The sequence below is a fragment of the Endozoicomonas sp. 2B-B genome (genome assembly GCF_053470045.1).
In genome coordinates this window covers 1,315,063-1,337,495 of record NZ_JBLZMU010000001.1, presented here as the reverse complement: position 1 = coordinate 1,337,495, position 22,433 = coordinate 1,315,063, and the positions used below count along the sequence as shown (strand labels likewise).

Genomic DNA, 22,433 nt, shown 5'->3' with positions numbered 1-22,433 from the left:
TTAAGGCCGAACCATTGACACCACGTTTTATTGTCGAGCTCGAGCAAGATGCCGATTCTCCAAAACAGAACTTTTCTATAAAATGTGACCGTCCTACATTACCGGACAAAGCTTCAGGCACTGCCGACAACAACGGCTGCACAGGTTCCGATTTACCGCCTGATGGCAAACGACACAGACCTTACGTTTACGGGATAAAAACGCCCCTTGTTACATCGATTTTATTGCCTATGCTTTACGCCACTCACCTTCTCGTTGCTTACGAACTGATCCTGACTACCAAAGATGCCCCTCCGGACTCACTCCCCTATTCATGGTTGCCTTTAGACCTGGTTGTCGTTATCAGTTGGCTTTCAGAAAGTTATTGCAGTCCCGATTCACTGCTGTTTAAAGCCATTGAACGACGGGTGGCCTCCATGTCAACAACGGGGGACCACCCGTTTGCAATCATCACTGCGATGTTTGGCTCCAGACGTGCGTCACCACACCATCAGCCATCAGAATCCTCCGCCCAGCAAGTCCCACATGACACTGCCCAACTTACAGGCTCTTTAATCGGCTCTTTGAATTCTGGCTCCGGAGGCGGTGACCGGGACCCTCAACAAAACGTGCACACCCTGGGCTTGAATTGCTACATTTATCCCTGTCATGGCATTTGTCAATTCCGACTCTCATCCGATGTCAGAGAGCCCGCTGAATGTTTGCCGAACTTCGAAGAAAGTTCGACAAGCCTCACAGCAATATCAGGACAAAGCCCATGCTCTCATTTGGCTGATGGCCACTGCCTTGGTTGCAGAGTTCATTTTGACCCGACAAACCCTTCCAGCTCCCAGCAACTCTCGCCGTCAGGAAAATTGAACAATCTCGCTGCCATTCAACTCCAATCTACTTCTGGCCAATTACTTCAGGCTCATGACATTAATGAAACACCTGCAAATATCTGCAACTACAGAGAGTCAACAGTTGCAGGGACCGCCTGCACCAATGACCCTAAAGGGCCAGTCAATGATGATGTGTCAAAGCCAGTGAATGAAATTAAACATTTCCAACGACCCCTTTCGGGTCACAAACGCAAACACCGCACCAGGCAACGAACCTGTGACGTGACCGTGGTTGGTAGAGATGGGCAGCAAAAGCCATGCGGAAAGGTCTGCAAAAGGGCTCAGGATCTGCCTGAACACAAATGCAAATATCACGACGGACCAAAAACCTGCAACGTGACCGTAGTTTGGCAAAATGGCCAGCCGCAGTCGTGCGGGAGGACCTGCAAGAATAGCAGCGCCCTGTCAACTCATAAAAGCACATTCCACAGCGGGCAACGAACCTGTGGCGTGCCCGTAGTCAGAGAGGACGGCCAGCTGCAGCCATGCGGGAAAGTCTTCAAGAATGCTCAATCTATGTATTCTCACAAAAAAAGCCATCACAGCGAGCCAAAGACTTGTGTCTTCTCCATGGTCAGGGGAGATGGTCAGCAACGGCCATGCGGGAAAGTCTTTAGGAGTGCTCAGTCTCTGGCAACCCATAAAAGCAGAGTCCACAGAGGGGAACAAACCTGCGAGGTGACGGTGGTCACAGAGGATGGTCGGCTACAGCCATGCGGAAAGATCTGTAAAAACCATCTATGTCTGTCATCTCACAAAGACAGAGTCCACGGTGTTATTCGAACCTGTGATGCGACGGTGATCGGTGAGGACGGTCAACAGCGACCATGCGAAACGGTCTGTAAGAATCCCAAAGTCTTGTCACATCACAAAAGAAACTTCCACTCCGGACAGCAAGTCTGTGACGTGATCGTGGTCGGGGAGGATGGTCAACATCAGCCATGCGGAAGAGTCTGCAAGAGTGCTCCCGCCCTATCAATTCACACAAGAAGAAACCACGGCGAGATAAAATTCTGTGATGCGATCGTGGTCGGGCAAAATGGTCAACAGCGGCCGTGCTGGACGATCTGCAAGAGTGCCCTCGCCCTTTCGGATCACAAAAGGATACATCAAAAACGCAAGCCTGTTGATGTCAAACAGAATGACAAGTTCAGTCCCTGATCTGACACTCGCATTTTCAAGAGTTGATCTATTCTTCCTCTCTGTAAAAGACAATGCAAGGATAGAATGGTTAAGCATATATTCTTTTCAGCAGTGTTGTTGCTGATACTTTCGTTATCTGTCACCTGTCAGGAAGAGCCGTTGACACGACGTTTTTTTGTCGAGCCTGGACAGGATTCAGGCTCTCTAAAAAAGAACTTTTCTATAAAACCTGTCATACCTGCATTGCCGGACAACCCATCAGACATTGCCGACAACGACGGCTGTGCGAGGTCCGGCTCATCGCTTGATAACAAACGTCATAAACAAAACAGTTACGAAACAAAAGCGCCCCTTGTTGAGTCGATTTCGTGGCAGTTGCTTCGCGCCACTCACCTGCTGTTTGCTTATGAACTAACCCTGACCACCAGAGATGTTACACCTTACTCTACTCCTTATTCATGGCTACCTGTAGAAGTGGCTATCATTGCCGAGTGGCTTTTGAAAAGCTATTGGAACCCCGGTTTTCCGCTGTTTAGCCCAGTTGAACAAAAAGCAGCATCTGTGGGAGCACACCCGTTTGCTACCATCACTGTGATGTTTGGCTCTGATCATAACCAGCAACAATATCAGTCATCAAAGTCATCAAAGTCATCCGGGCAGCAAGCCCCAAAGCCTCTCCCTCACCCTAAAGCCTCTTTCATCAGCCAACTGAATAATGACTATGGCGGCAACAGAGGCCCTCAACAACATTCACATACCTTGGAATTAAATTGTTACGTCTCTCCCTGTCATGGCGTTTGTCAATTGCAACCATCATCAGATAGCAGAGAACCCGCTGAATGGTCGCCGAATTCCGTAGCAAGCTCATGTCCCCACTTAGTTATTGGACACTGCTTAAATTGTGTAAGTCATTTTGATTTTTTATACACGGCAGATTCACAAGAAAAATTGTTCCTTGGAGCTTCGAATGATCTTTCTGATGTTCAACTTCCTTTTGATTCTGACCGACTATTTGATGACAACTTTATTGACGGGGTCGCCTTAGACGGGATCGCCCTGGACGGGGTCGCCCTAGACGGGGTCGCCGATACGACCGGCGCTGCGGGTTCACTCAATGATGATGCACCAGTACTCGCGAGTTTTCCTACTACCACCCATGGTTTTGCGGCCATTAAAAAAGCATCCGATCTACAGCCTCCTATTCAAGAAGACGGTTTTTTTATTACGCCTAAACATTCAGAAACGCAACCAAGATCATCCCAATTGGATCAGAATCTGCCTCGTCTTTCCCGGACGGGGTCAAATCAAGCCACAGCCCACAGCGGACAGAAAGCCTGCAACGCAACAGTCATTGGAAAGGATGGCCAACTCTGGCCATGCGGGAAGGTCTGCAAGAATGCTCAGGCCTTGTCGCTTCACAGAAGAATGCACCACAGCGGGCAAGAAACCTGTAATGCAACAGTGGCCGGAAAGGATAGTCAGCAGCGGCCGTGCGGTAAGATCTGCAAAAATCTTTCATCCCTGTACAATCACAAAAGCAATGCCCACAGCGGACAAAAAACCTGTGCTGCAACAGTGGTTGGTGAGGATGGCCTGCTGCAGCCATGTGGAACAGTATGCAAGAGTACCAAAAGCTTCTCGGATCACAAAAGAAACTTCCACAGTGGTCGAAAAACCTGTGACTTGAAAATAGTCGGGGAAGATGGTCAACCGCGACCATGCGGGACGATCTGCAAAAATTTTTTAACCATTTCTAATCACAGAAGAGACGTGCACAGCGGACAACAAACCTGTGATGGAATACTGGTCGGGGAGGATGGCCAGCCGCAGCCATGCGGGTTGGTCTGCAAGAATACTCAGATCCTGTCCTATCACAAAAGTTTAATCCACACTGGGCAACAAATCTGTGACGTGACCATAGTCGGGGAAGATGGCCAACAGCAGCCATGCGGGAAGGCCTGTAAGAATGCTCATGCCCTGTCATCTCACAAAAGCAAATACCACACCAGGCCAAAAGCCTTGGGTGAGATAGTGGTCCGGAATAATGACCGGCAGCGGCCACGCGGGAGGGTCCGCCGCCCTGCTGAAACCCTGTCGGACCACAAAAGAAAACATCGAAAACGCAAGCCTGTTGATGCGAACCAGGACGATGACTAAATCAGAATGCAAGATAGAATGATTAAGCACCCATGCTTTATGGCGTCACTTTTGCTGCTGTCGTTACCTGTCGCCTCTGATTGATTCGATGTCGTGGCAATGGTTTTACACCACATACCCGTTGATCGCTTACGAACTGATCCTGACCACTAAAGACACAACAAACACGCTTATGTTCTTGATCTATCCTTCCTCTCTGTATTCAGGAATCCAAGGACAGAATTATTAAAGGCTCACTCTTTGCGGCACCGCTGTTGCTGCTAATTTCGATGTCTTTCGCCTGTCAGGACAAACACTGGACAGGACGCTTTACTGTCGAACCTGAACAAAATTCAGGTTTTCCAAACCAGGGCTTTTCTATGAAGCATAACCTGAACACATTGTCGGGCAAGCCGTATGTCACTACCGACATAAACGACTATTCAGGATCGGATTCACCGCTCTATAGTTCACGACATATATCGTTTATTTATAAATTAAACAAAAGCATCATTGAGTCAATTTCCTGGCATTTGCTTTGCGCTACTCAGCTGCTGGTTGCTAACGAAGTGACCCTGATTGCCAGAGACGACCCACTAAGCTTAGCCCTTTATTCAAAGTTACCTGCCGAAATAATTGTCACAGTCGGCTGGCTTTTAAATAGCTATTGGAGGGCTGATTCACCGCTCTTTAACCGAATACAACAACCTGATCTGATCGCACAACAGGCGAGTCAGAACCACCTGCCTGCGATTACTGTTATGATGTTAAACTCCGGATATAAACCATCAAACTACCAGCCATCACAATCTTCCAGCCAGCGGCCCCCTCAAGCCACCAGCCAATCAGTAAGCTATTTCTCTCATACCTTACATTCTAACTCAGGCAAAGGTAACGGAGACCCTCAACAACACCGTCATACGCTGAGTTTAAATTGTTTCGTCGATCCTTGTCATGGCGTTTGTCAATTCCGATCACTATCCGATAACAGAGGGTCTGATGAAAGTTTGCAGAATTCCCTGGAGACAGGTCAGGCAGAAGCATCTACCAGACAGAGCTCATGTCCTGATCTGCCCTATGAATCCTACTTAGGCTGTATCGGCTATCTTGATCCTGTAAACGACAAAGATTCCCGAAAAAACTCACCTGTAGAAACATCCTGTGATCTTTTTGACATTGAACATCCATACGACTCTGGAAATATGTTTGATATAAAGGCCTATGACATTGATAACGACCCAGCCAACTTCAACTTTATAGACCCAATGAGTGCCGAGGCTGGCTTTAAAGATGACACAGGCGGAACACTCAATGATGACGCATCAATGCTCAGGAATGATTACGCTCCCCGGGAATTAACTTCGACTTGTCAGTCAGCCCTGTTGGATCACAGAAGAAAATACCAAAGGCAAAAAGCCTGTGACATGGCCATAGTCGGAAATGATGGCCAAACCCTGTCGGATCAGAAAATAAAAAAAGACTACTCCAGACAAAAAATCTGTGGCTATACCGTGATCAGGGAGGATGGCCTGGAAGGGCCATGCGAAAAGATCTGCAATAATAGTAAAGCCCTGAGGAAGCACAAAAGAAAGCATCGTAAACGCAAGCTTGATGATCTAAGACAAGTCGATAGCTTCAGTCTTTGATCTGACACCCAAAACTCATAAGGGAAGCACAGATACATACTTATTTCTTGATCTATCCTTCCTCTCTGTAAACCAGAATGCAAGGATAGAATTATTCAACACTTACTCTTCACTGCACTGCTTTTGCTACCGTTGTCTTTGGTCTGTCAGGCCGAGCCATGGACAGTGCGTTTTACTGTCAAATTTGAGCAGAGTAAAGGCTCTCAAAAGCAAAACTTTTTTATAGAGAGTGATCGCCGTACTTTGTCGGGCATCCCGTCAGGCAGCACCGAAATAAACGTCCATGAAGGATCATATTTTTCGCCTGATTATAAACGACATAAACACATCGATTACGAAGTAAAAGCCACTACCATTGAATCGATTTCATGGCAATGGCTCTTCGCTTCTAATCTGCTGATTGCTTATAAACTGATCCTGACTATCAAAGACATGCCCTTAAATTCCAATCCTTATTCATGGTTACCTGTAGAAGTGATTGTCGGCTGGCTGTTAAAAAGCTACTGGAAACCCGATTTACTGCTGTTTAACCCGATTGACCAACAAGCAGCATCTATATTGAGACACGGGGGTCAGCCATTTGCGCCCATCACTACAATGTTTGGCTCCGGACATAAATCGTCACAACACCCGTCATCAGAATCATCCGTCCAACAAGCCCCACAAGCCAATAACATACCTACAGGCTATTCAACTCATCTTCTGTATTCTGACTCTGGCGACGGTAATGATGGCCCTGAACAAAACTCACACACTTTAGGTTTAAATTGTTTCCTCCATCCCTGTCATGGCGTTTGTCAATTCCAACCAGCATCCGATAACAGCTGGCCCGTTGAATGGATGCTGAATTCCGAAGAAAATTCGACAAACTACACAGAAGCAGCACCCGGACAAAGCTCACACCCTCATTTACTGGAAGGACACTGCTTAAATTCCATAAGTCAAAGCCAAACCTTTCAGTCTCAGGCTCATCAGCCTGATGATGAACCAATGTCCCAGGTGGCACCAGCCACTACCGATGATGTGATTATAATCACCGGGTTACTCAATCTACGTAAAAGTAGTTCTCTCGAAGAAACCTCAACGTCCTCTGCACTCACTCATTTGCCCTCTCCATTGGAGACATCAGAAACACAACAAACAACAGAATCATCTCAATTGAGTCAGAGCCCACCTCGCTTTTCCAAGACAGGCACAGCACAGAGCACAGACCACACTCAGCAACGAAGCTGTGACGTGACCATAGACGAGAAGAATGGCCAACAGCAACCCAGCGGGAAAATCTTCAAGGGCACTCAAGCCTTGTCAGCTCACAAAAGGTTTAGCCATACAGGACAACATACCTGTGACTTAACTGTGGTCGGGGAGAATAACCAGCAGCGACCATGCGGGATTGTCTGCAAAAATGCTCAAGCCCTCACCGATCACAAAAGAAGATACCACACCGGGCAACAAACCTGTGGCGTAACCGTAGTCGGGCAGGATGGCCAGAAGCGCCCTTGTGGGGCAGTCTGTAAGAATGTTAAAGCCCTGTCGTCTCACAAAAGCGGCATCCACAGGGTGCAACAAATCTGTCGCACAACAGTGATCAGGAATGGCCAGCCGGAGCCATGCGGGGAGCTCTGCAGGACAGCTAAAGCTCTGGCAGGACACAAGCGCAGATACCACAGCGGGAAAAAAACCTGTGACTTTATAGTGTTAGGGGAGGATGGTCAGCAGCGGCCATGCAAAAAGGTTTACAAAAATGCTCAAACTCTGTTGTATCACAAAGGAAAAGAACACGGCAGGAAAAAAGCCTGCGATATGATGGTGTTCACAGAGGATGGTCAGCAGCTGCCATGCAGAAAAGCCTTTGGCAATGCTAAAACGCTGTCGTATCACAAAAGAAAAGAACATACAGGACCACAAACCTGTGACGTGACTGTGGTTGGGGAAGCTGGCCAGCAACTGCCGTGCGGGAAGACCTGCAACAATTTTCAAGCCCTCTTGAATCACAAGAAAGCATGCCACACAGAAAAACTTATCTGTAACTTAACTGTGGCCGGGGAGAATGAGCAGCCGCAGCCATGCGGGAAGGTCTGCAAAAATGCTCAGGCCTTGGTGGATCACAAAAGAAGACACCACACCGGGCGGCAAACCTGTAACGAAACCGTCGTCGGTAAGAATCGCCAGCTACGGCCTTGCGGGCGAGTCTGTAAGAACGCCAGAACCCTGTCAGCTCACAAAACCAGGTTTCACAGACAGCAACGGACCTGTCACTTGACAGTGATTGGGGAGGATGGTAAGCAGCGACCATGCGGAAAGGTTTTCAAGGATGCTCAAGCGCTGTCGGATCACAAAAGAATGCATCGAAAACGCAAACCTGCTGACGGGAACCTGGACAATGAACTCAGTCATCAAGAAGGTAAAGTGAGTAAGTAACCATCTGACTCCAATCTTTTCGTGAAGTTTTGCCCTGTAAAACCTTTAGTTTCTGACAGAAGTTTTTGAATAGAAAAACACGCGAATTGTCTTGATCTATCCTTCCTCTCTGTAAACCAGAACTCAAGGATAGAATTATTAAACACTTACTCATTACTTCGCTGCTTTTTCTGCCACTTACGTTTTCTGTCGTCTGTCAGGAAGAACCGTGGACAAGATGTTTTACTGTCGATCTTGAACAGAGTACAGGATCTCAAAAGCAAAACTTTTTTATACATCCTGAACCCAATATATCGTCGGGCACCCCGTCAGAAATCACCAAAACAAATGTCTATACAAGATCAGACTCACCGCCTGACGATAAACAACATAACGCCTGCAATTACGGGGTAAAAACAACCATTATTGAACCGATTTCATGGCAATGGTTCAACGCCGCGAATCTGGTAATTGCTTACGAACTGATCCTGACCATCAAAGACACGCCCTTAAATTCCAATCCTTACTCGTGGCTACCCGCAGAAGTGATTTTCGGCTGGCTTTTAAAAAGCTCTTGGAAACCTGATTTACAGCTGTATAACCCGATTGAACAGCAGGCGACATCCATGTTGAAACAGAGGAATCAACCATTTGCGACCATCACTACAATGTATGGCTCCGCACATAACCCTCCACAATACCCGTCATCAGAAGCAACTGGCCAGCAAGCCCCACAAGCTACTAACAACCCTACAGGCTATTTCACTCATCGTCTGTATTCTGACTCAGGCAACGGTAACGAAGATCCTGAACAAAACTCACACACTTTAGGTTTAAATTGTTTCATTCATCCCTGCCATGGAGTTTGTCGATTCCGACCAGCGTTCCATAGCAGTGAGCCCGCTGAATGCCCCCTGAATTCCGAAAAAAAATCGACAGACCACATAGAAGCAGCACCCGGACAAAGCTCACGCCCTCATTTTTCAAACAGTCACTGCTTGAGTTGCAAAAGTGATTTTGATTCTTTAAAGGCTACAGATTCGAGACAAATCCCGCCTGTCGATACATTGAATGATCTCTCTCCTAGTCAGTACCAACAGGCTTCCTGCCAACCCTTTCAGCCTGATGAAGCGGGAATGCCTGAGAATTTACCTGCCACCTCTGCTGACATGATTATAATCGACGGGTTACTCAATCTAAGTAAGCAGCCTCCTCTCGAAGATGCCAGAAACTCACTGACCATCAACAATTCTTCCACTCCAATAGGGACTTCAGAAATACAACAAACAACAGGATCATCCCAACCGGGTCAGAACCTGCCTCTCTCCCGCACAGCCACGAAGCAGACCTCAGACCGCAGCGGGCAACAAACGTGTGGCTTAACCACCATTGGGCAGGATGGCCAACCGCAGCTTTGTGGTTCAGTCTGCAAGAATGCCAGAGCCCTGTCGTCTCACAAAAGTGGCATCCACAGGGTGCAACAAACCTGTCACTTAACAGTGCTCGGGGAGGATGGTCAGCAGCGATCATGCGGGAAGATCTGCACAAACGCCCAAGCCCTGTCAGCTCACAAAAGAAAAAGCCACACCGGAGAACAATTCTGTGACGTAACCATGGTCGGGCAGGATGGCCAGCTGCAGCCTTGCGGAGAAGTTTGCAAGAATGCTCAAGCCCTGTCATCTCACAAAAGCAACATCCACCGCGGACAAAAAACCTGTGACGTCATCGTGGACGGGCAGGATGGCCAGCCGCAACCTTGCGGAAAAGTTTGCAAGCATGCTAAAAACCTGTCGGATCACAAAAGGAAAGACCACAGCGGGCAACAAACCTGTGACGTTACCCTGGTCGGGCCGGATGGCCAACTGCGACCGTGCGGGGTAGTTTGCAAGAATGCTAAAAACCTGTCGTGTCACAAAAGTGGCATCCACAGGGTGCAACAAACCTGTCACTTCACAGAAGTCGGGGAGGATGGTCAGCAGCAGCCATGCGGGAAGGTCTGCAGAAATGCTCGAGCCCTGATGTATCACAAAAGAAAAGAACACACGGGGCAACATGCCTGTCACTTGACCGTGGTCGGGAAGGATGGCCAACAGCGACCATGCGGAAAGCTCTGTAAGACTGCTAAAGCGCTGTCGGATCACAAAAGAATACATCGAAAACGCAGACCTGCTAACAGGGACCCGGACAACGACCTCAGCAAGGCGGCAAAGTGAGTAAGTAACCGTCTGACTGCAACCCTTTCGTGAGGCTTGCCCTGTACAGCTATAGCCTCCTGGTTTCTGGCAGAAGTTTTTTAATAGAAAAACACGCTGATTTTCTTGATCTATCCTTCCTCTCTGTAAACCAGAACGCAAGGATAGAATTATTCAACACTCACTCTTTTCTGCACTGCTTTGCCTGCTAGTGCCATTGTCTGTCCTCTGTCAGGCAGAACCCTCGACAGGGCATCTAAAAATCGACCATGAGCAGGGTGCAGGATCTCAACAGAAAAACTTTGTCATGAAAAGTGGCCGCCGTAGGTTTTCGGAAAACCCGTCAGACATTAGCGAAGCAAAGGCCTACTCAGGATCAGATTTTCCACCTGATGATAATCGACATAATCCCTGCGTTTACGGGGTAAAAATCACTACCATTGAGTCGTTTTCATGGCAATGGCTCTATGCCACGAATCTGGCGCTTGCTTACGAACTGATCCCTACCATCAAAGACAAGCCCTTAAGTTACAATCCTTATTTATGGTTACCTTTAAAAGTGATTGTTGGCTGGCTTCTAGGAAGCTATTGGACCCCTGATTCACCATTGTTTAAACTGATTGAACTACAGTCGGCATCTATGCTGAGGCAGGGAGATAAGCCGTTTGTGACCATCACTACAATGTTTGGCTCCGGACATAACCCTCCACAATACCCGTCATCAGAACCATCCGGCCAACAAGCCCCAAAAGCCACGACCCATCCTTCAGGCTATTCTACCCATCCAGTGTACTCTGATTCTGGCAATGGTAACGAAGACCCTGAACAAGATTCACACACTTTAGGTTTAAATTGTTTCGTTCATCCCTGTCGTGGCTTTTGTCGATTGCGAACATCAACCGATAGCACAGAACCTAATGAATGGCCGCTGAATTCCAGAGAAAATTCGACAGACCCCACAAAAACAGCACCCGGGCAAAGCTCACACCCTCATTTGACGGATGGACACTGCTTGAGCTGCGTAAGTGGTTTTGCTTCATGGCAACCCTTTCAGCCTGAGACTCATCAACCTGATGACGCAGGAATGCCCGGAAATCTGTCTGCCACTGCTGATGACTTGATCATAATCAACGGGTTACTCAATCTACGCAGGCACCGCCCCCCCGCAGAAACCATCACTTCTTTTACGATTAAGCATTTGCCCTCTCCAATGGCGACTTCAGAAACACAACAAACAAGAGGATCATCCCAACTGAGCCGAACTCGCCTTTCCCAAACAGGCACAAAACAAGCCAGAGATCACAGCAAGCAACGAACCTGTGACGTGACCATAGTCGGGGAGAATGGCCAACAGCGTCCGTGCGGGAAGGCTTGCATGAATGCTAATTCCCTGTCGTCTCACAAAAGCAGATACCACAGCGGGCAAAAAGCCTGTGACATGATGGTGATCGGGGAGGACGATCAGGATCGACCATGCGGGAAGATCTGTATGAACACTCAAGCCCTGATAGCACACAAAAGAAAAAGCCACAACGTACTAAGAACCTGTAACAAAATCGTCTTCGGGCAGGATGGCCAACAACGGCCATGCGGGACAATCTGTAACGAAGCTCAAGCCCTGGCGGATCACAAAAAAAGATACCACAGCAGAAGACAAACCTGTGACTTAAACGTCGTCGGGCAGGATGGCCAGCTGAAGCCCTGCGGAGTAATCTGCAAGAATGCTGCAACCCTGTCGGCTCACAAAAGCACTATGCATATGGGGCAACGAGCCTGTCAACTCACAGTGGTCGGAGAGGATGGTCAGCAGCGACCATGCGGGAAAGTCTGTAAAAATGCTCGAGCTCTGAAGTATCACAGAAGAAAAGAACACACAGGGCAACAAACCTGTAGCATGACCGTGGTCGCAGAAAGTGGCCAGCAACAGCCATGCGGGAAGATCTGCAAGAGCGTTCAAGCTCTCTCAACTCACAAAAGAATAGTCCACACTGGACAACAAACCTGTGACCTGACCGTGGTCGGGAATAATGGCCAGCAGTGGCGATGCGGTACGGTTCTCAACAATGCTCAAGCACTCTGCGATCACAAACGAAGACACCACAGCGGGCAAAAAATCTGTGAAGTAACCTTGGTCGGGCAGGATGGCCAGCTTCGACCTTGCGGATCAGTCTGCAAGAATGCCAGAGCCCTGTCGTCTCACAAAAGCAGTATGCACAGGACACAAAAGACCTGTCACTTAACAGTGATCGAGGATGGACAGCCGCAGCTATGCGGGAAGCTCTTCAAGACTGCCAGAGCTCTTTCAGAACACAGAAGAAGATATCACGGCAGGCAACAAACCTGCGACAAAACCGTGGTCGGCGAGCATGGTCAGCAGCGGCCATGCGAAAAGCTCTGTAAGAATGCTGAAGCTCTGGCGAAACACAAAAAAAGAAACCACACAGGGCAACAAACCTGCGACAAAACCGTGGTCGGCGAGCATGGTCAGCAGCAGCCATGCGGAAAGCTCTTTAAGAATTCTAAAGCTCTGGCGAATCACAAAAGAATACATCGAAAACGCAAACCTGCTGATGAGGATCTGCACGATGACCTCAGTCTCCAAGAAGGTAAAGTGAGTAAGTAACCATCTGACCCCAACCCTTTCATGAAGATTTGTCCAGTTCAGCCTCTAGTTTCTGACAGAAGGTTTTTGATAGAAAAACACGCTAGTGTAGTGCGACCTAATTAACAGTACATAAAGACTCCTAACGGTCTACTATGGATGTTATTCCAACCACTGCCTGTTTTTACTATGCGAGTTGCCACAGAGATAATACTTGATGCTTCTGAAGAAATACGACTCAGAAAGATTACTTCATCAAATACTTGCCCTCTTCGCTTGGCCCGCCGTGCCCAGATTGTTCTTCTCTCTGCAGAAGGAAAAAGCAATCTTGAGATTGCGCAAATACTGAAGATCGGTCGTCATCAGGTCAGCCGCTGGCGTGACCGATATGCTCAGGAAGGCTTCTCCGGGATTGAACAGGATCGAGCTCGCAGTGGCCGTAAAAAGAAGATTGATGCTGCTGAGATTGTGAGTCTGACCACAAACACCCTTCCGGAAAATGCCACTCACTGGAGCACCCGAACTATGGCTGCTGTTAGCGGTATCAGTGAGAGAAGTGTTCGCCGGATATGGCATGCATATGGCCTCAAGCCTCACCTGGAAAAGACATTCAAGGTGTCCCGAGACCCGAAATTTGTGGAGAAGCTTGAAGATATTGTCGGACTCTATCTGTCTCCTCCTGAACATGCGTTGGTGCTGTGCTGTGATGAAAAAAGTCAGGTTCAGGCACTCGATCGAACACAGCCTGGCTTACCGTTGAAGAAAGGGCGTGCCGCAACAATGACTCATGATTATAAACGACATGGTACAACCACTCTCTTTGCAGCACTGAATGTACTTGATGGTGCTGTCATCGGTCAGTGCCAGCAGCGTCATACCCATGTGGAATGGTTGAAGTTTCTTAAACAGATAAATAGGGAAACGGCAAAAGACAAAGAGCTGCACCTGATTTGCGACAACTATGCGACTCACAAACACCCGAAGGTGCGAGAATGGCTGGAAAAACATCCTCGTTTTCATATGCACTTTACGCCAACGTCAGCATCATGGTTAAACATGGTTGAGAGATTTTTTCGGGATCTCACGAGTCAGCGTTTACGCCGTGGTGTGTTTGTCAGTGTGCCACAGCTAGTCAGTGCGATTGATGAATATATTGAAAAGCATAATCAAAATCCAAAGCCGTTTATCTGGACTGCTAAGGCAAATGATATCTTAGAAAAAGTCGTTCGGGCTAATCGCCGGTTAAGTTGCAAAAAGAACGACGCACTACACTAGTTGTCTTGATCTATCCTTCCTCTCTGTAAACCAGAATGCAAGGATAGAATTATTAGACACTTACTCTTCACTGTACTGCTGTTTCTGCTGCTGCCATTGTCTGTGCCATCTCAGGCCGAACCTTGGACAGGTCGTTTTACTGTGGACCTTGAGCAGAGTACAGGGTTTAAAAAGCAAAACTTCTTTATAAAGGATGACCGTCGTACATTTTCGGGCAACCCGTCAGAAATTATCGAAAAAAACGGCTATGCAGGACCAAACTTTCTGCATAATCATAAACCCTGCAATTATGGGGTAAAAACACCCCTCATTGAGTCGATTTCATGGCAAAGACTCTACGCCACGAATCTGTTGATTGCTTACGAACTGATCCTGACCATCAAAGACACGCCCTTAAATTCCAATGATTATTCATGGTTACCTTTTGAAGTGATTGTCAGCTGGGTTTTAATAAACTACTGGAGCCCCGATTCACCCGTGTTTAAACCGATTGAACTACAATCGGCATCTCTTTTGACACAGGAGGATCAGCCATTTGCGATCATCACCACAATGTTCGGCTTCGGACATAACTCACCACAATACCCATCACCAGAATCAACAGGCCAACAAGCCCCACAAGCCACTAACAACCCCACGGGCTATTTCACTCATCTTCTGTGTTCTGACTCTGGCAATGGTAACGAAGACCCCAAACAAGACTCACACACTTTAGGTTTAAACTGTTTCGTCAACTCTTGTCACGGCGTTTGTCAATTACGACCAGCATCGGATAGCAGCGGGCCCTCTGAATCGACGCTGAATTCTGAAAAAAATTCGACAGACGACACAGAAGCATCAGCCGGTTGCATCACTGATTTTGATTCTGTAACCGCTAGAGATTCTCAGCCCCGAACTCATCAGCCAGGCGATATGCAATTGCCCGGGATTGTGTCTGCCACCTCTGATGATTTGATTATAATCAGCGGGCTACTCAATCTGGGTAAGAGTCAAAGCCCACCTCATCTTTTCCGGACAGACAAAGTACAAAGCAAAAACAGCAGTGGGCAACGAATCTGTGACGTAACTGTCGTCGGCCAGGATGGTCAGCCTCAGCCCTGCGGGACAGTTTGCAAGAGTGTTAAAACCCTTTCGTCTCACAAAAGTGGCCTCCACAGAGGGCAACAAACCTGTCATTTAAAAGTGGTCGCGGAGGATGGTCAGCATCGGCCATGTTGGACGGTCTGGAAAAATGCTCGAGCCTTAGATTATCACAAGAGAAAAGAACACACAGAACAACAAACCTGCGACGTATCAGTGATCCGGCAGGATGGTCAGCAGAGGCCATGCGGGACGGTCTGCAACAATGCCCAAGCCCTGAACGATCACAAAAGAAGGCACCACAGCAGGCAACAAACCTGTGACGTAGCTGTCTTCGGCCAGGATGGCCAGCCGCAGCCCTGTGGGGCAGTTAGCAAGAGTGCTAAAGCCCTGACGGATCACAAAAGAAGACAACACGGCAGGCAACGAATCTGCAACATAACAGTAGTCGGGGCAAATGGTCAGCGGCGACCATGCGGGAAGGTCTTCAAAGATGCTTCAGCTCTGTCGCATCACAAAAGAAAAGAACACACAGGCCAACAAACCTGTAACTTAACCGTGGTCGGGTTGAATGGTCAGCCGCGGCTATGTGCAAAGCTCTGCAAGAACGCTAAAGCACTGTCAGATCACAAAAGAATACATCGTAAACACAAACCTGCTGATCGGGGCCTGGACGATGGCCTCGGTCATAAAGAAGGTAAAGTGAGTAAGTAACGACCCGTCTCCTGCCTTTCATCAGGTTTTACGTTTTGCAGCCTTTTATTTGTGACACTCCCCGCCTTGTCGAGGATGTCGTAAAAGCCAAAATTCAAATCCAGTAAAGCCCTTCCCTTAGCAAAGTATGATGCTTTGCTGGGTTTCTTTCCCGACTGATCCATTTTCTAGCTGATAGGCCCGAAATTGCCGAACAGGGTATCGATTAAATTGAATCCAGAAAGGAAGTGTGTTTCGTGAGTGATGGGCGTGGTAGCGAATTAACATTCTACTCGTAGTGGACAGAGCATTATCAAATAGCAGTTGGTCGGTCTGGTAGGGGCTTCTGGCATCTACCTTGTCTGGCACCGGCTGGATTTTCACTATTTCAGCAGTGATTTCTCGCTCCCGGAGGCTTGTACCTTCAGGGTATGAGCCGTAGTGACTGTCAGACCTTAAGCCTCTTTCCCGGGAAGGGCTCTTGATCGATTTTGTCACAGAGTCGGTTTGATGGTCTGCCTGAGCCTTATTTTTATTATCTGATGGATCGTTTTCCCTCAGGGGTGAAGGGTCTGTTCGCAGAGGCCGGAGTTTACCTTTTCCATCCATATCTTCGCTCCCTATTTCCTCAGACAGTGTGGGTCTACAGAACTCATTCAGCCCCATTGGATAACCGGTAGTATTTCCCAGCTTATCGGCTCTAAAACTTTACCTTAAAGAGGCGATGCAATAAGAGATAAACTACTGAAGTCTGGCAACTCAGGCTGTAAGCATTACACCGTACATAGTTGGGATTTAAGTGGCAGGGATGGCCAGATAAATGCAGGATGCACAACAATCAACTGAAAGAAAATTCAGGCATGGTCTATCAGTAACACTCTTTGTCTGGTTCATGATTCTCTCGCTGGGACCTATTACGGTGATTGGTTTCAACGAATACCGCCAGGGTAAGCAAACAATAGTTCAGACTCGTTATGAGCAGTTGAGTACCGTCAACCAGTTATTGAGTCAGCAAATTAATGATTATTTTGACTCAGTAGTGACCAACCTGTTTATCAAGGCCGGGGTGGCCCGGGATTTTCTGTCGCACCTGATCAAAAGTCACAGCGATCTCAGGAAATCAACGGAAACGTTCATTAATTCTGACGGTTACAACCAGATTCTGGATCAGTACTTCAGTGAGTTTGTGGACTTTTTACGTTACTACGATTACTCCGACCTGATTTTGGGGGATACGGAAGGTAATATTCTCTTCACCGTGAATGCCTACGACGATCTGGGCAAGAACATTTTCAATGGAACTCTTGCCAACACCTCATTTGCAAAAGCTGCACGCGAGAGTCTTGAAGATTTGGTACCTAAGTACGCTGATGTGACTGCGTATCCACCCATTGGAGACCAGAAAGTCAGTTTTTTTATTTTGCCGCTGGTGGACGAGAGAGAAAAAGCCATTGGCTTTTTGGCGGTTCAGATTCTGGCTCACAACGTTCAGAACATTTTTGAGAGTGAAAACCAGTTTAGTGATGCTCTGAAATCTTATCTCATTGGCGAGGATGGCTACATTCGCTATGGTACAGATCTGGATTCAAGCCAGTCCATGATTTTGAAAGCAGATAATATCCTGACGCAGGACTGGGTTGCTCATATTGATGCCGAAGGCGTATTCCATGAAATCCATGACCATGACAGGGACGATGAAAGTCACGGTCTTGATAGCGATGCAGAGTTGAATGAACTTTTTGGCGGAGAGCTTGATCTTTACTCAGAAGCTTCCGACAGTCATAAGGTCGATCAAAATTTTCATATCAAGAGTTACACCAATGCTTACGGCGAGAGGGTTCTGGGTACCTTTTATGCCATTGAGGTAGCTGGCACACCTATGGCTCTGATCTCTGAAGTGAGCCAGGAGGATGCTTTCGCCTCAGTTGTTCAGTTCAGAAATCGCCTGATCTATATCACAGCCATTACAGCCCTGATTGTAATTTTGATTGCTCTGGTTATTACCCGAAGGTTGGTCAGACCCATCAGAAGCATCACTGCCTGGGTCAACCGGGTTGCGTCGGGAGATTACGCTCAGGGTGCTGTGCTCAGTGGTCACAATGAAATCAGTGACCTGAGTCGCAGCTTTTCCGAGATGACGGAGAAGTTGAGGAATGTCATCAGTGATAACGATCGCAAGAGCTGGCAACAGGAAGGTCAGGCAGGCTTGAATAACTGTATGAGGGGAGAGCAGGGGTTATCAGAGGTCTGTAAAAACATCGTTTCCTACCTTGCCCGTTATCTTGATATGCAGACGGGTGCCATGTATGTCATGGATGATGAGAAGCGGTTGCAGCTGATGGCATCCTACGCCTGGAAAAAACGCCAGCAAAGCAAAAACAGTTTTGAGATTGGGGAAGGTCTGGTGGGTCAGGCAGCTATGGAGAAACAGGCCATTGAACTGACCAGCATTCCCGAAAATTACATCAAAATTGAATCGGGGTTGGGCAGTACATCTCCAAAAGTGATTATTACCGTACCACTTGTCTATGAAGGAGAAGTTAAGGGTGTTCTGGAGTTTGCCCTTATAAGGGAGCTGACGGATGAGCAGAGAGGCTTTCTGGAAGATGCCCTTGAGAGTGTCGCTATTGGCATCAATTCTGCCCAGTATCGAACTCGTGTCAATCAGCTGCTCGAAAAGACCACACGGCAATCGGAAGCCATGAAAGAGCAACAAGAAGAGTTGCGTTCTGTGAATGATGAGCTGGAAAGCCGTGCCAGAGTGCTGGAAGAATCTCAGGAAGAACTGAAAGCCCAAAGTGAGGAAATGCAGAAGTCTAACGCTGAGCTGGAGGAGAAAACCGAGCTGCTTCAACAACAGAAAGCCGAGATTGAACGCAAAAACCTGGATATTGAGCTTTCAAGAAAAACCCTGGAAGACAAGGCAAAAGAGCTGGAACAGGCCAGTAAATACAAGTCTGAGTTCCTGGCCAATATGTCCCATGAATTACGCACGCCTCTCAACTCACTGCTCCTTCTGGCGCAGATGCTCGCAGATAATGACGAAGGTAACCTGAATGAAGACCAGATAGAATCCGCGCAGGTGATTTACAGCGGTGGTAAGGAACTTCTGGATCTGATCAACGACATTCTCGATTTATCCAAGGTTGAAGCCGGTAAGATGAGTATCAACCTTGAGGATATGGATATCGAAGAGTTGTGCTCCAGTATGCGGACTCTGTTCAAACCTCTGGCTGATAACAAGGGGCTGGATTTTGCTGTGGATATTGATCCGGGCACGACCAGGGTGATTCTCTCCGATAGCCAGAGAGTTATGCAGGTTCTCAAAAACTTCCTGTCAAATGCCTTCAAGTTTACGGAGCAGGGTGGTGTCTATATTCGGGTCTTTAATTCAATCCGCAAGACAGACCATGGCAATGAAACCTATGTCGGTTTTGCGGTCAGGGATACCGGGATAGGGATCCCGAAAGAAAAGCAGGACGCCGTGTTTGAAACATTCCAGCAAGCGGATGGCTCCACCAGCAGAAAGTACGGCGGAACCGGGTTGGGCTTGGCTATCTCACGTGAGCTGTCTTCTATGTTGGGTGGTTATATCGGCATAGAGAGCGCTGAAGGAGAAGGGACAACGTTTACTGTGTATCTGCCTGATAATGCCGTCTGCTCACTTGATGGCGGAGAAGTGATGGCTGACAGTCATTCATCCGCTACCAGTGACGGTTATCAAAAAATAGCCTCTGCTGCTGAAAAAAAAGCCAAAGCTCAACCCGCTCCTGAAGCTGAAAAAATTGCGACCAAAAAGAAGACGTCAGAGGCTGGCAAGAATATTTTGATCATTGAAGATGACCAGCACTTTTCGGATATCGTCAAACAGCTTTCCGGCAGCCATGGTTATCAATGTCTGGTGGAGGCCAGTGGTAAAGAAGGGATTCAGACAGCGATCGAAGAACAGCCTATGGCTATTATCCTTGATCTGGGCCTGCCAGATATGGATGGTGAAGAGGTGCTCAGGCAGTTGCAGAAGAATGAAGCGACAAAAAATATACCGGTGCATATCGTGTCGGGTCGTGATCCTGATGAGTCAGAGCGACAGGGCGCGGTTGGGTACCTCGTCAAGCCGGTGTCTATAGATGATCTGGAAACGGTTTTCAGCACGCTTGAAACGGCTCTGTCAGAAGATATCCAACATGCCCTGCTGTTGGACAGTGATGCAGAGAGTCGATCGCACCTGGCGAAAATGCTGACAGAAAAGGGGATGAACATCGCCGGGGTCTCATCCGCTGAAGAAGCCGAAAAGTCGATGGCAGAGAATCAGTGGCAGTGTCTGGTGATGGATGTTGATTTACCCGATAGCAGTGGTCTGGAGTTTTTACAGAAACTGCAGGAAAAGATGGGCGACAATATGCCATCAATCGTCATTCATACCGATAAGAAGTTGTCGACTGAAGACCAGAAAGAGCTGCAGAAATATACCCGTGCTCTGGTTATGAAAGGAGATTACGCTTCTGAGAGGGTGATGGATGAGGTCAGTCTGTTCATCCATTCGGTTGAAAAGTCGGCTCCCGCTGAATTCAAGCCAGCAGCAGAGCCCCTGAGTAACAAATCGCTGGAAGGTCATAAAATCCTGCTGGTGGATGATGATCTTCGTAATACCTTTGCATTGTCGAAGGGCTTGCAGGGGCAGGGGCTGGAAGTGGTCATTGCTGACAATGGACAAAATGCCCTCGATAAGCTTGATGAAGAAGACGGTATTGAGCTGGTGCTGATGGACATCATGATGCCGGTGATGGATGGCTATGAAGCCATGACCAAAATGCGTGAAATTGAACGGTTTAAGAGCATGCCAGTCATTGCATTGACAGCCAAAGCCATGTCCGATGACAAGGCGAAGTGCATAGAAGCAGGAGCCAATGATTATATGACCAAGCCAGTGAATATCGACAAACTGACTGAAATGATGAAAGTCTGGTTATTTAAATGACAGAACCCGTGGATTCGGATCAGGATTTTGAACTGAAACTACTGCTAAGGGCTGTTCAGGAAAAGTATGGTTATCAGTTTGGCAGCTATGCCAGGGCATCCTTAATGCGCCGTGTCAGAAGGCACATGGAAATGTCGGGTGTTCAACACATCAGTGACTTGATTCCATTGTTTCTTCATGATGAATCTGCTTTCGCCGCTTTTGTTAAAGGTATGTCAGTGGTCGTGACAGAGATGTTCCGGAACCCTGATTTCTTCAAGTCTCTGAGGGAAAACATAGTCCCGATTCTGAAAACCTACCCGTTTATCAAAGTCTGGCATGCAGGTTGTGCCAGTGGGCAGGAAGCATACTCCATGGCTATTCTCCTCGATGAAGAGGGTCTGCTGGATCGCAGTCAGATCTATGCCACAGACTTTAACGATCAGGCATTGCGTCATGCCAAAACCGGGATCTATCCCGAAAAAGATATGGCCCTCTACGAAGAGAACTACCAAAAAGCAGGAGGTAAGAAAGAGTTATCAGATTACTGTCACAGAGGTTATGACTCTGTGAAGTTCAATGGACGACTGACCGAGCATATTACCTTTGCTAATCATAATCTGGTCACAGATGGTGTATTCGGAGAAATGAACCTGATTCTCTGTCGAAATGTACTCATTTATTTCAATCAGGAGCTTCAGGATCGGGTACTGCAACTGCTGTTTGACAGCCTCTGTTCCAGAGGCGTGCTCTGTGTTGGCAAGCGGGAAAATATTCTCTTCAGTGCCATCGGTAATCAGCTGGAAGTAACGGACCGGGACCAGCGTATCTACAGGAAGAGTATCTGATGAACGACGGGGTTGTGGTGATCGGAGTCTCTGCCGGAGGGCTTGCGGCACTGGAATTCCTGCTCCAGAAGCTGGGAAGTCATTTTGCTTGCCCCGTTGTTATTGCCAAACACCTGGCATCAGGTGATGAAGAGGGTTTATTAAACGTTCTGGACAAAACATCACCACTGGCGGTCAGTATTGCTTATGACAAGCAGAAGATGACCGACAATCATGTTTATCTGGCTCCCGGTGGTTACCACTTGCAGATTGAGGACAGGGAAACCCTGAGTTTGAGCATGGATGAACCCGTCTGTCATTCCAGACCATCGGTGGATGTCCTCTTTCAATCCGCTGCCGATGTTTTTGCTACACAAGTGGTGGGTGTCGTATTAACTGGCGCCAATAGAGATGGTGCAGAGGGTATCAGGGCAGTTAAACAGGTCGGCGGAATAACCATTGCCCAGAGTCCGAAAACAGCCGATATGCCAGTCATGCCCAATTCAGCTATTGCAACCGGTTGTGTAGACCATGTGCTGGACTTGAGTGATATTGCTATCTGTTTAAAAGCCGAGAATTTCAAACCCGGGACTTGACTGAG

Annotated in this window: 12 protein-coding genes; 11 read left to right on the top strand and 1 reads right to left on the bottom strand. The window is 47.8% G+C overall.

Annotated features, from left to right (window positions below; genetic code table 11):
* Nucleotides 1-14: 14 nt before the first annotated feature.
* From ACOMHB_RS05670 to ACOMHB_RS05635, 8 genes are all read left to right on the top strand, one after another.
* On the top strand, nucleotides 15-2,042 hold the full coding sequence (locus tag ACOMHB_RS05670; RefSeq protein ID WP_448215824.1) for a hypothetical protein: 2,028 nt from the start codon (nucleotides 15-17) through the stop codon (nucleotides 2,040-2,042).
* A gap of 141 nt (nucleotides 2,043-2,183) precedes the next feature.
* A complete protein-coding gene (locus ACOMHB_RS05665; protein ID WP_448215823.1) occupies nucleotides 2,184-4,181 on the top strand; it encodes a hypothetical protein in 1,998 nt (665 codons plus the stop codon).
* A 269-nt stretch (nucleotides 4,182-4,450) separates the two neighbouring features.
* Nucleotides 4,451-5,806, top strand: a complete 1,356-nt coding sequence (locus tag ACOMHB_RS05660) for a hypothetical protein (protein ID WP_448215822.1) — start codon at nucleotides 4,451-4,453, stop codon at nucleotides 5,804-5,806.
* 132 nt (nucleotides 5,807-5,938) lie between these two features.
* The gene (locus tag ACOMHB_RS05655) at nucleotides 5,939-8,227 is read left to right on the top strand and encodes a hypothetical protein (RefSeq protein WP_448215821.1); all 2,289 of its coding nucleotides are present in this window, start codon (nucleotides 5,939-5,941) and stop codon (nucleotides 8,225-8,227) included.
* A gap of 605 nt (nucleotides 8,228-8,832) precedes the next feature.
* Nucleotides 8,833-10,419, top strand: coding sequence for a hypothetical protein (locus ACOMHB_RS05650; RefSeq protein WP_448215820.1), 1,587 nt, complete (start codon nucleotides 8,833-8,835; stop codon nucleotides 10,417-10,419).
* Between the two features lie 196 nt (nucleotides 10,420-10,615).
* Complete coding sequence (locus ACOMHB_RS05645) at nucleotides 10,616-13,021, top strand: hypothetical protein (RefSeq protein ID WP_448215819.1); 2,406 nt, start codon at nucleotides 10,616-10,618, stop codon at nucleotides 13,019-13,021.
* 168 nt (nucleotides 13,022-13,189) lie between these two features.
* The gene (locus tag ACOMHB_RS05640) at nucleotides 13,190-14,275 is read left to right on the top strand and encodes an IS630 family transposase (RefSeq protein WP_448218589.1); all 1,086 of its coding nucleotides are present in this window, start codon (nucleotides 13,190-13,192) and stop codon (nucleotides 14,273-14,275) included.
* A 141-nt stretch (nucleotides 14,276-14,416) separates the two neighbouring features.
* Complete coding sequence (locus tag ACOMHB_RS05635) at nucleotides 14,417-16,069, top strand: hypothetical protein (RefSeq protein WP_448215818.1); 1,653 nt, start codon at nucleotides 14,417-14,419, stop codon at nucleotides 16,067-16,069.
* A gap of 117 nt (nucleotides 16,070-16,186) precedes the next feature.
* Here the strand turns inward: ACOMHB_RS05635 and ACOMHB_RS05630 are convergent, their stop codons facing one another.
* Complete coding sequence (locus tag ACOMHB_RS05630; protein ID WP_448215817.1) at nucleotides 16,187-16,657, bottom strand: hypothetical protein; 471 nt, start codon at nucleotides 16,655-16,657, stop codon at nucleotides 16,187-16,189.
* Between the two features lie 211 nt (nucleotides 16,658-16,868).
* Here ACOMHB_RS05630 and ACOMHB_RS05625 point away from each other — a divergent pair, with 211 nt between their 5' ends.
* Genes ACOMHB_RS05625 through ACOMHB_RS05615 form a run of 3 tightly spaced genes read left to right on the top strand, consistent with a single transcriptional unit; the run spans nucleotide 16,869 to nucleotide 22,428 of the window.
* On the top strand, nucleotides 16,869-21,026 hold the full coding sequence (locus ACOMHB_RS05625; RefSeq protein WP_448215816.1) for a response regulator: 4,158 nt from the start codon (nucleotides 16,869-16,871) through the stop codon (nucleotides 21,024-21,026).
* Complete coding sequence (locus ACOMHB_RS05620; protein WP_448215815.1) at nucleotides 21,023-21,853, top strand: CheR family methyltransferase; 831 nt, start codon at nucleotides 21,023-21,025, stop codon at nucleotides 21,851-21,853. Before ACOMHB_RS05625 ends, ACOMHB_RS05620 begins: the two co-directional genes overlap by 4 nt.
* A complete protein-coding gene (locus tag ACOMHB_RS05615; protein ID WP_448215814.1) occupies nucleotides 21,853-22,428 on the top strand; it encodes a chemotaxis protein CheB in 576 nt (191 codons plus the stop codon). Before ACOMHB_RS05620 ends, ACOMHB_RS05615 begins: the two co-directional genes overlap by 1 nt.
* Nucleotides 22,429-22,433 lie beyond the last annotated feature (5 nt).

Bases quoted from the DNA above. Each gene is read 5' to 3' on its own strand.
- ACOMHB_RS05660 (WP_448215822.1), top strand. From the start codon at position 4,451: ATGTCTTTCGCCTGTCAGGACAAACACTGGACAGGACGCTTTACTGTC.
- ACOMHB_RS05650 (WP_448215820.1), top strand. From the start codon at position 8,833: ATGTTGAAACAGAGGAATCAACCATTTGCGACCATCACTACAATGTAT.
- ACOMHB_RS05640 (WP_448218589.1), top strand. From the start codon at position 13,190: ATGCGAGTTGCCACAGAGATAATACTTGATGCTTCTGAAGAAATACGA.
- ACOMHB_RS05630 (WP_448215817.1), bottom strand. From the start codon at position 16,657: ATGGATGGAAAAGGTAAACTCCGGCCTCTGCGAACAGACCCTTCACCC.
- ACOMHB_RS05625 (WP_448215816.1), top strand. From the start codon at position 16,869: ATGCAGGATGCACAACAATCAACTGAAAGAAAATTCAGGCATGGTCTA.
- ACOMHB_RS05620 (WP_448215815.1), top strand. From the start codon at position 21,023: ATGACAGAACCCGTGGATTCGGATCAGGATTTTGAACTGAAACTACTG.
- ACOMHB_RS05615 (WP_448215814.1), top strand. From the start codon at position 21,853: ATGAACGACGGGGTTGTGGTGATCGGAGTCTCTGCCGGAGGGCTTGCG.